This is a genomic window from Cyclonatronum sp. (assembly GCF_022565315.1).
GTDB lineage: Bacteria > Bacteroidota > Rhodothermia > Balneolales > Cyclonatronaceae > Cyclonatronum.
Genome location: NZ_JAIUMX010000121.1, coordinates 1 through 10157, shown reverse-complemented (window position 1 = coordinate 10157; position 10157 = coordinate 1). Strand labels below are relative to the sequence as shown.

The window sequence follows — 10157 nt, the reverse complement described above, 5'->3', positions numbered from 1 at the left end:
GCCGGCGATGTGGTCGATGAGGCCTCCGGTTTTTTCGAGGCCTTTGAGGCGCTTGCCGCCGGACTCTCGCTGCTTCGCGACCACGATATTCCGGTTGTCGTTACTGCCGGCAACCACGATTTTGAGGTGCTGCCGGCCCTGCTGCGTCAGCTGAACCTGCCGAATGTGCATTTTTTGGGCGAAGGCGGCCAATGGAGCGGCATCACCCTTAGCCTTTCGGGCACCGAAATACAGTTTGTGGGATGGTCGTTTCCGGCCCGGCTTGTATATGATGATCCCCTGCTGTCGCTGCCCGCTGACCTCCTCCGGAACGATATTCCGGTGATTGGCCTGGTGCACGGCGATTATGCGGTGCGGGAGAGCAGCTACGCGCCGCTTTCGCCTGCGCGTATGCAGCAGGCGGGCGTTACGGCCTGGGTTACGGGACACATCCATAAGCCGGCGGTGCTGCAGTCATCCGGCCCTTTTATCGCTTACCCGGGCTCGCTTCAGGCGCTGAGTCCCAAGGAGACCGGGCCGCACGGGGCCATGCGCCTCACCCTCGAAGGCGGCCGCCTCACGCACGGGTTCATCCCGCTTTCGGCGGTGCGCTACGAGTCGCTTCCGGTGCCGGCCGGGGGCATTTCTACCGAGACGGATTTACGTGCGGCCGTGCAGCAGTCGGTCGCGGACTTTTGCCGTCAGAACGAGGCTGATCTGGGGGAGGTCAGCCGGCTCGTTGCCGATATGCGGTTTACGGGCACGCACCCCGATCCGGAAGGCCTGCAGCGGCTGATCGGGGCCATGGCTCAGGAAGAATTCCGGAGCGGCGGACTGCTGGTTACGCTCCGCCGCCTGGTCTCAGAAGCCCGGCCCGGGCTGCCTCCGCTGGAAACCCTTGCCGCGGAGACAGGTCCGGCGGGCGTTCTCGCCGCGCAGCTGCTCACGCTTCGGGAGAAGCCCGAAAGTCCGGAGTCGGTTGCATTCATCCGGCGCATGACCGAAGAGATTTCAGCGGTCGGTCGGCTGCCGGTTTTCGCCCCGATTGCCGGCGGACTGCCCGGAAGCACATCCCCCGAAACCATCACCCTGATCGAGGAGGAAATGATGCGGCTGCTCACCGCCCTCCTCCGGCAGAAGGAGGCGCAGCATGGCTGAAAACGTACACCTCAAAACGATCCGGATTTCCGAAAGTCCGGGGTTTCCGGGCGGGCTGAAGCTCCCCGAGGGCGAATTCAGCCCGGGTATCAACATCATCGCGGGGCCGAATGCGGCGGGCAAGAGCACGCTGGCCGGGGGCATGCAGCGGATGCTGTTTAGGCGCACCGACCGGCGCTGGCGGCTGAGCGGGGCGTTCCGCGCGGCACAGGCCGAATGGCGCAGCACGCTTTCGGGCGACAGCGCGACCTTTTTGCAGGGCGGTCAGCCCAAGAGTTTCAGCAGCGGACTGCCCGATTCCGCGGCGGAGCGTTATCTGCTGTCGCTGCACGACCTCATCCGGGCGGAGGAGCGCGACCTCTCGGCCGAAATTCAGCGTCAGATTATCGGCGGCTACGATCCCGATGCCGCGCTGCGTAGCCTCGGCTATCCGAATGCAAGGCCTAACCTGGGTATTACGGAGTACCGCGAGCTTCAGGCTGCGGAAAGTGCGGTGCGGGAGCGCGCACAGGGCGACCGCGAGCTGCGGCAAAAATCGGGACGCCTCGATGCCCTCAGCCGGGGCATCCGCAGGGCCGGGGCGCAGCTGCAAGAGCTGGAATTCCTGAAGCTGCTCGGGGCCTGGCGCGGGGCGGAAACCGCCGCTGAGGAAGCCCGGCTCCGGCTTAACACACTGCCGCCCATACCCGAAACCATGCGGGAGGGTCACCCGGCCGAGCTGCGCAGGCTGAACAAAAAAATCGATGAAGGCCGCAAGGCGCTTGAACAGGCCTCGCACGCCCTGAAGGCCCACCGCGAGGCGCTCGAAGCACTGGGTCTGCCGGAAACGGGCATCAGCCGGACCGATCTGGACGAGCTTGAAGAGCGGATGGAAGAGGCTGCTGAAATCACCCGCGAGCTTCATTCCCAACGGCTGGAATTGTCGGATGCGGAGGTCAGCTGTGAAAGGCACCGGCGCCTGATTAACAGCAGCATCGCGGAGGAACAGCTTCGGGATTTCCGCGCGGAAGACGCGGAGGAACTGGAGGAATTTTCCCGAAGCCTGAGCGGACTGCTGATGCAGATGCGTCAGCTCGAAGCCCGCATCCGGGACCTTGAATCGCAGGCCGAACCGGCCCCGCTGCCTGAGGACGAACCGCTGCGCACCGCCATCCGGGCGCTGTCTGACTGGCTGGCCGAACAGCGGCGTCCGGCCGGCATCCCGCCGCTCTGGCTGTGGCTGCTGGCAGGCGCCGGGCTGCTCGCGGGCGCGCTCACACACCTCACGGACTGGGGCTGGCTCGCGCTCCTCCTCCTGCCCCTGCTGCTGATTGCCGGGCTGAGGTCGGGCGAAAAAGAGAAGCACGAAAACCTCCGCATCCGGGAGGCAGACTTCCAGAAATCCGGACTTTTTTTTACGGGAGAGTGGGTTTCGGGGGATGTGCTCACAAACCTGAGCAGCTTTATCAGTCAGCTCGAAGCCCATGTAAGGCAAGAACACATCACCCTTGAAAAAAACAATCTTGCGCGGCAGCTTCAGGAAAAACGTGAGGCGCTTCAGCGGCTTGATCCGCAGCTGAGAAGCCTCAAAGAGGCGCTGGGCGCGCTGCCTGATTTCGGGGAGCTGCATGAGAAGCCGGCGGCGGTTTTTGTGCTGGTGAAGTCCGTGCTTGAATGGCAGGCCGCTGACCAAAAGCGGGCGCAGGGCAAGGCGCGCATCACCCTAAACGAAACGGCGCTGCGCGGAGCACTCGCCGAAATGCACCGGCTGATGCGGACCTACGAGGAGGGTCAGCAAGCGCAGCCGGCGGATATTGCCGCGGCACAGTCGCGGATCAGGGAGCTGCGCCGGAAGGATGAAAACTTGCGCGGGCTTCAGGAGAAAATCAATGCGGCGAGCAAGGAGATGGCCTCCCTGGAACGGGAGCTGGCGGGGAACCGTGAGCGGCTCGGCGCGCTGCTGACCGAGCTCGGGCTGGATGCCGCGGATCAGGCGCGGGTTTTTAAGTGGGAAGATCGCTTCGCGGAATGGCGCGGGGCGCGGGAGGAGGTCCGCGATGGGGAGCAGCGCGCGCAGATCGAGAAAAACCGCGTGATGCAGCATCCGCTGTTTGCGGCGCAGAGCGATGCGGTTTTCCTGACGGATGCCGCTGAAATCGAAACCCGGATTTCGGAACTCTCCGGCGTTCAGGAGGAGCTGGCGGCACTTCAGACACAAAAAACCGAGACCGAAACCCTGATCGCGCAGGCCCGGCGGGCGCACAGCATGGAGGAAGCGCTGGCCCAAAAGGCGGATGCGGAGGAAGCTCTGCGGCTGCGGTTTGAGCAAAGCTGCCGGGCGGCGGCGGGTGAGGGGCTGCACCGCTGGCTGAAGGAGCGGGTTACGCGCGACAATGTGCCCGTGCTGCTGGAGCAGGCGCGGGCATATTTCAGCGACATCACGCAGGGGCGCTACGAGCTTGTGAGCGACGGCGGATTTTCGGCCTGGGATGTAAAGGATGGCACCATGCGCAGCCTTGACGAGCTTTCGAGTGGTACGCGCATTCAGCTGCTGCTGTCGGTGCGGCTGGCGTGGATCGAAACGCAGGAAAGCGGGCTGCGTTTTCCGCTGTGGTGCGATGAGTTGCTGGCCAACAGCGACGACCTGCGGGCGCAGGCGATCATCGGGGCGCTGGCGGAAATCAGCCGGAAAGGACGGCAGATTTTCTATTTCACCGCGCAGGGCGATGAGGTCGCCAAATGGCAGCAGCTGATTGCGGAGCATTACCCGGCGACGGAGCTGCGGTTTTTCCAACTTGCGGGTGAAGCTGAACAGCCGGCCCGGGCCATCGGTTCGGAGGCTGTGTTCGCGCCGCTGGCCCTGCCCGAAGTACCGGCTGCGGCCGGCAGAAGCATCGAAGCCTACCGCGAAGCGCTGGCGCTGCCCCGCTTAGACCCGCTCACGCAGCATGCGGATCAGCTGCACCTCGCGGAGCTGCTTGAGGATGCGGACCTGCTCGAAAAACTGCTCCGGCTGGGCATCAGCGTGTGGGGTCAGCTGCGCGCGCAGCTTGGGCATCCGGCCATCCAAAAGCTGCTGCCCGCCGCGGAGGCCGACAGGCTTCAGCAAAAAGCCCGGCTGCTGGATTACCGCATCAGGCTCTGGCGCACTGGCCGGAACAAGCCGGTCAGTGCGGCCGAAATCGACGCCTCCGGCGCGGTCAGCGACACCTTCCGGGAGCGGGTCATAGCCCTGCTGGAAAGCGACGACTGCGCCAACGACCCGGAAAAGCTGATTGCGGCGCTAAATGCCGGTAAAATCACCGGCTTCCGCAAAAACAAAACCGACGAGCTCGAAGCGTGGTTTGCGGCACAGGGCTTCCTCAGCAGCGAGGCCCCGCTGAGCGAGGAGGATATCGCCCTGCGGCTGCGGCTGTTCGCGGAAGAGGAGGGGATGGAGGTGGGGGTGATGGCTGTGGTCTGGGCGGTGTGACGGGTTTTCCGGATGGTCGGCGTTTTTTCGCGGCCATCTAAAGGAACATTCCCCCCTCCCATGCTGTTCTAAGCACAAGCTTTTCCGGATAGATGCCTGATTTAACTTGCTTTCCGGCTCCCTCACTCTTAACGCTTCATCAAACATTTCTCTGCTATGAAACCTGCTGACCCAAAGCACCTTTCTGAATTAACCGCTGCACCTCTCAGCCGCGCGGAGGGTACTCCCGTCAAAACCGGCATCGGGGCTGCGCCGATTGCCGATGCGCCCGGCTTCGACCGCCGCACTTTTCTGCGCACGGCAGGTTCGGCTGCCCTGCTCGCGTTCCTCGGCATCAGCCTGAGCAGCTGCGGGGTAACCGATTCCGGTGCCGACGACAACGGCAATGGCAACGGGAACGGAAACGGCGGTGACACGCCTCCGGGCGCCATTGTGATTCAGGGCAACACCATCACCCTGAACCTCTCGGCAAGCGAGCTTGAGAACCTGCGGCTGGCTGGCGGCTGGCTCAACATCACACAGGCCCGCACCCTGGTCGTAAACGTGGACGGCAGCCTGATCCGCGCCTTTTCTGCCGTTTGTCCGCACGCAGGCTGTGCCGATTCCTGGCAGTACAACAACAACCGCTTTGTGTGCACCTGCCACAACTCCATCTTCGAAAACTCGGGTCAGCGCGTGAGCGGACCGGCCAACCGCAACCTCACGGAATTTGCCGTCGAACGTGATGCGCAGGATGAGAACATCGTAGTCATCACCCGCTCATGAGAAAGTCAGCCGCCTATGGCAGCAGCATGGTTCCCGCCCTGCTGCTGCTTTTTTTGCTGATGTGGCCGGGAACCGGAAGCACCGCCGGTGAAGAATCCGGCAGAAACAGCGCCGGGGATGAAAACATCCGCTTTTTTGCGCATACCGGCTATGTGGAGTTTGTGTCGCGCGCGCCCCTGCTGGAATTCACGGGCAGCTCGGAGCAGCTCAACGGCCTGATCGACTTCGGCACACAAACCCTGGATTTCTTCGTCGATCTCGAAACCCTCGACACCCGCAACCGCCGGCGGGACCGCGACATGCGCCGCAACTATCTGGAAACGCACCGCTACCCTTTTGCGGAATTTACGGGCCGTTTCACCGAGCCCGTGCCGGCCGTGCTCAAGGAGCAGACGCCGGTAACGGTTGAGGGGCGCTTCACCATGCGGGAAATTCCTCGGGATATTCGCGTTGAAGGCTTCCTCACGCCGGAAGCAGACGGCATCCGCGTAACGGCAAGCTGGGAAATACGCCTGGAAGATTTCAACATCGACCGGCCCCGCATTGTATTTTATGAACTCAGTGAGGTGCAGCGGGTTTCCATCAACATACTGCTGAAACCGGAAACCGACGCTGATTCACCCTGAACCTGAACCCGAACTTCAACCTCTTTTTCTGATGCGCCTGCCTAAGACTTCCGTTTTCATCCTCCTTCTCCTGTCGGGTCTGCTGTGGGCCGAGACCGCATTTTCGCAGCTTCAGCGCGAGCGGGCACAGCTTCAGCGGCCGGTTGAGCTGGTGTTCCCGACCCCGAGGCACATCAACCTGCTCACCACCGAGCCGCTTGCCGCCGGCGAGCTGTACTACAGCATCATGCACACCTTCGGCGAAATTGATAATGGCGCGGGCAATCTTTGGGGGATAGATTCCGGGGCGAACATCCGCTTTAATATCGAGTACGGGTTTACGGACCGCTTCTCGCTTTCGCTTGGCCGCTCTTCAATGGATAAGGTTTTTGAGCTTGGCGGCCGCTACCTGCTGCTTCAGCAGCAAACAGGCGGGGCGCGGAACATGCCGGTTTCCCTGGCCCTGAGCCTGAGCGGCGGCATCATGACCGTGCCGTCTGATTTGCTTTTTGAAAGCTTCGGCCTCAGCGACCGCCTGCTGTTTTCGGCCGCCATGCCGGTTTCGCGGGCCTTCAGCGACCGGCTGAGCCTGCTGGCCGTGCCCATGTTTGCGCAGTTCAGCAAAACAGCCGGCAACATGCGGGTAGATGATGTGCGGGACAGCTGGTACGCCGGACTCGGGCTGGGCAGCCGTTTCGGCTTCACGCAGCGGCACGCGCTCACCCTGCAATACCTGCCCGCCTGGCGCGATACGCCCGGGCAGTTCAGTCACGGCTTTGGTTTCGGGATCGACATCAAAACCGGGGGGCACGTTTTCCAGCTGTTCTTCACCAACACACAGGCCCTCAACGACGCCTACCTGCTCGCCGCAACGCACGGCGACATCCTCGACGGCGGCCTCCGCTTCGGCTTCAACATCAACCGCTCGTTCGTGGTGCGGAATTAGGGGGGATTTTGGGGGATGGCGGGATGTTTTTTTAGTGGCGCCACATTCCAAAACCACGGAATTAACCGTAGGGTTGGGAATTTTCACAAGTACAAATGACCGTGATGTGCAGGGAGTTTCCCCTAAAAAAATAAATGGTGAAGGATTTGGCAGGCAGGAGGGCTAAGGATTATCATTATAATTGCATGCTTTTTATTATACTGCCTGTAAAGCAAGCTCCTCCCTCAAATCTGCGCAACCATGCTTACCCGAATAAAAATCAGCGGATTCAAATCCTTCCAGGATTTTGAAATGCAGTTTACGCCCTTCACCGTGATTGCGGGAAAAAATGCATCCGGCAAAAGCAATTTATTTGATGCCCTTGAACTGCTTTCCCGGCTGGCTTCCATGAACTTAAAAGAGGCCTTTCCGGAGCGGCGGGGCAGCGTCACGGAGTTATTTACCCTCACACAAAAAGGGGAGTACGGCACGGAAATGAGCTTCGAAGCTGAGCTTCTCGTATGCCGTACGGTAAAAGACAACTGGGGGCAGACCGCTGAAATCAAATCCCCAAGGCTGCGCTATGAGCTTGGGATTGCCAGAAAGCCGGGTCAGCACGGTTTTGAGGAGCTCACGGTTACACATGAGCGGCTTACGCGCATCAAAGTAACGGACGATAGCTGGGCACAGGAGCTCATCCCAAAAGAGGAAACCCGTCTTTGGAAAAACACACAGAGCGGCGGCAGCGCAAAGCCCTTCATAGATACGGACCTCACCAACGGCATACCTACCATATTAATCCGGCAGGACGGGAAACAGGGCGGGAAAGCAACACCGGCAAAAGATTTAGGCCAAACTGTACTGGCCGGTATCAATTCAGTCGATTTTCCGCATGTTTTTGCGGTTAAGCAGGAAATGATGAGCTGGCGCTTTATGCAGCTCAATCCGGATCAGCTGCGAAAACCCACTCCACAGGATCCGCGCATGAGCTACACCCTAACCCACAACGGTGCCAACCTTGCAGCGGCTCTTTTCAGAATCAAAGATTCAGATCCGCACATCCTCAAAGATCTCGCCGTAGATCTCAATGTGCTGCTTCCTGAGTTTACCGCCGTTGATGTTCAGCACGAGGAAGCACAGCGACACTTCATCATAAGACTGCAAACCCATGACGGGCGCGAGTTTTCCTCACGTGTGTTATCTGAAGGTACGCTTCGTCTGCTTGCGCTTATGGTGATGAAGTATGATGACGAACATACCGGCCTGCTCTGCTTTGAAGAGCCTGAAAACGGCGTTCACCCGATGAGAATAGCCGACATTACGGATTTACTGCTCGATCTGTCCGTGAATTTTGAGGAGCCCGGCAGCCGGTTGCGTCAGGTTATCATAAATACCCACTCCCCGCTACTTGTGAAAAAGCTGAGCGAAATCAGCGGCGATCCGCGGGTGAGCATCTGGCTCTCGCGCATGGTAAAGCTCGTCAAACCGGCAAACGGAAAGTCCGGCACGAGTATGTTCTGCACGGCCATCCATCAGGTGAGTTTACAGGGACAGTTTGAACTCGCCATTGACCCTGCTTCCAAAAAATGGAACATTGCTGAGCTAACGCGTTACCTTGAAACCATGAGCCCGGTACCCGAACTGTCGGATTTTTAGAATGGCAGCGCAGCTTTTTATTTCCCTGGTTACGGAAGGGCCAACCGATGACCGCTTTCTGAAACCTGTAATTCAAAATCTGTTTCATGAACTTGCCTATGAATGCAGGAAAGAGATACAGGTTGAGGAAATCAGGCTTCTGAAAACACTTCCGAAACGCCTGGGTTTTGTGGCTCAGATGTTCGCAGCGTCAAATGAAGCTGCAGGCAATGGTACAGGGATTCTGTGCATTCACGCAGATGCTGACAGCCCTGATTCCTCAATCGTTTTTGACACGAAGTTCAGACCTTTGTTCGAACATCTTGACGCTGAATCAATAGCTGATGCTGCCCCGCAAATTGTGCCGGTCATTCCTGTAAGAATGACGGAAGCATGGATGCTTGCAGACTCTGTGGCATGGGAACGCATCACTGATATTCCCGCCTGTAATTTTTCTTCCGGCAGCTTAAGCGGCTCTCCGGAAAAAATTTCTGATCCGAAACATGAGCTAAAGCAAACGCTTGAGGCTTTTCAGAAAAGTAAGGGTCGGAGAAGAAAGTCGTTGGAATTAGATCGGCTATATCAGCTCATTGGTCAGCTTACACGGCTTTCCTATCTGCGAATGCTGCCTTCCTTCCAATCGTTTGAAGAATCAGCGCGGGAAGCCCTCAAGCGTACCGGGTATCTCCGGTAAATCAGCGAACTGCCATCTTTGGCTGCGAAGGTGCATCAATCCCCAAAACCTTCTCAAGAACACATACTAATCCCCCCACAAAACACCAAAGCCCTGCCGAATCTCGCGATTCAGCGGGGCTTTGTATTTTTTTGTACGCCCGAAGGGATTCGAACCCCTGGCCTTCAGAACCGGAATCTGACGCTCTATCCAGCTGAGCTACGGGCGCATTTTTTTGAAGACTTCAAATATACGAAAAAAGGGGCCGCATTTCCACGCCTAAAACCGGTAATTCCGAGGTGCGGATTATATTTCACGCAAAGAAGCAAAGTGGCAGAGGTTTCTGGTTTCTGGTTTCTGGTTTCAAAGTTCAGAGGTAAATTCATATAAATCAAATTATTAGCGACACACTGACACACTGACATACTGCCCTACTGTTCAGCCTTTGACTGGCACAATGCTTGGTCCGGCTGTTCGAGATGACACTTTTGGGGATTTGGGGTTTAGGCGCAATATCACAGATACTAAAGGTGTCCGCCTTTTTTTCGGCGGTTCAGGAAGGGGGCAAGAATCCCGTAGGGATTTCACATGGGTAGAAAAAAGCCGCCGCCCCTCATTTTTTGTGTGCCGTAGGTACACAACATGCCCGCAGGAACGCGAACGGTTGCGGAGCCCGGTTCAGGCTCGTGAGCGCCGAGCTAAACGAGACCCGTTATGGTGGCTCCGCCGGTCGCATCGCAGCTGCGCTGCTCCGGTAATTGGGGGGGGCGCGGCTTTTCTACCCATGTGGCTTCCCTGACGGGAAGCGGCGGCGGCAAAAATTAAATCAAGCTCCAAACCTAACCCAACTTGCAGCTACCCGCTGCCAACATCATCAATTTCAACTGCTTGGCTTTTTTCGGGTGTCGGTTTGTGTACTACGGATTTTCGTTTTACGAAGGGGTAGTTCCGGTAGCCCAGCGCCTG

Annotated in this window: 7 protein-coding genes and 1 tRNA gene; 7 read left to right on the top strand and 1 reads right to left on the bottom strand. The window is 58.8% G+C overall.

Annotation, left to right across the window (positions count from 1 at the left end; all coding sequences use genetic code 11):
* The 7 genes from LAT75_RS13735 to LAT75_RS13705 all read left to right on the top strand — a co-directional run.
* Window positions 1-1137 (top strand): metallophosphoesterase (locus LAT75_RS13735; protein WP_291483249.1); only part of this gene is annotated, 1137 nt, incomplete at its 5' end.
* Window positions 1130-4588, top strand: coding sequence for a hypothetical protein (locus LAT75_RS13730; RefSeq protein ID WP_291483248.1), 3459 nt, complete (start codon window positions 1130-1132; stop codon window positions 4586-4588). The genes LAT75_RS13735 and LAT75_RS13730, both read left to right, overlap by 8 nt.
* Before the next feature lie 156 nt (window positions 4589-4744).
* Entirely contained in the window at window positions 4745-5353 is a 609-nt protein-coding gene (locus tag LAT75_RS13725) for a Rieske (2Fe-2S) protein (RefSeq protein ID WP_291483247.1), read from the top strand.
* Window positions 5350-5979, top strand: a complete 630-nt coding sequence (locus LAT75_RS13720; protein WP_291483246.1) for a YceI family protein — start codon at window positions 5350-5352, stop codon at window positions 5977-5979. The genes LAT75_RS13725 and LAT75_RS13720 overlap by 4 nt, the downstream gene beginning before the upstream one ends.
* Before the next feature lie 31 nt (window positions 5980-6010).
* Window positions 6011-6904, top strand: a complete 894-nt coding sequence (locus tag LAT75_RS13715) for a DUF5777 family beta-barrel protein (protein WP_291483245.1) — start codon at window positions 6011-6013, stop codon at window positions 6902-6904.
* A gap of 240 nt (window positions 6905-7144) precedes the next feature.
* Window positions 7145-8539, top strand: coding sequence for an AAA family ATPase (locus LAT75_RS13710; protein ID WP_291483244.1), 1395 nt, complete (start codon window positions 7145-7147; stop codon window positions 8537-8539).
* Between the two features lies 1 nt (window position 8540).
* Window positions 8541-9212: a DUF4276 family protein gene (locus LAT75_RS13705; RefSeq protein WP_291483243.1), complete on the top strand. Its 672-nt coding sequence runs from the start codon at window positions 8541-8543 to the stop codon at window positions 9210-9212.
* Window positions 9213-9346: 134 nt separating this feature from the next.
* Here the strand turns inward: LAT75_RS13705 and LAT75_RS13700 are convergent.
* Window positions 9347-9420: transfer RNA gene (locus LAT75_RS13700), tRNA-Arg, on the bottom strand.
* Window positions 9421-10157: the final 737 nt, after the last annotated feature.

What these genes read in the sequence shown, in the direction of transcription:
- LAT75_RS13720 (WP_291483246.1), top strand. Translation starts at nt 5,350, where the DNA reads ATGAGAAAGTCAGCCGCCTATGGCAGCAGCATGGTTCCCGCCCTGCTG.
- LAT75_RS13730 (WP_291483248.1), top strand. Translation starts at nt 1,130, where the DNA reads ATGGCTGAAAACGTACACCTCAAAACGATCCGGATTTCCGAAAGTCCG.
- LAT75_RS13705 (WP_291483243.1), top strand. Translation starts at nt 8,541, where the DNA reads ATGGCAGCGCAGCTTTTTATTTCCCTGGTTACGGAAGGGCCAACCGAT.
- LAT75_RS13715 (WP_291483245.1), top strand. Translation starts at nt 6,011, where the DNA reads ATGCGCCTGCCTAAGACTTCCGTTTTCATCCTCCTTCTCCTGTCGGGT.
- LAT75_RS13725 (WP_291483247.1), top strand. Translation starts at nt 4,745, where the DNA reads ATGAAACCTGCTGACCCAAAGCACCTTTCTGAATTAACCGCTGCACCT.
- LAT75_RS13710 (WP_291483244.1), top strand. Translation starts at nt 7,145, where the DNA reads ATGCTTACCCGAATAAAAATCAGCGGATTCAAATCCTTCCAGGATTTT.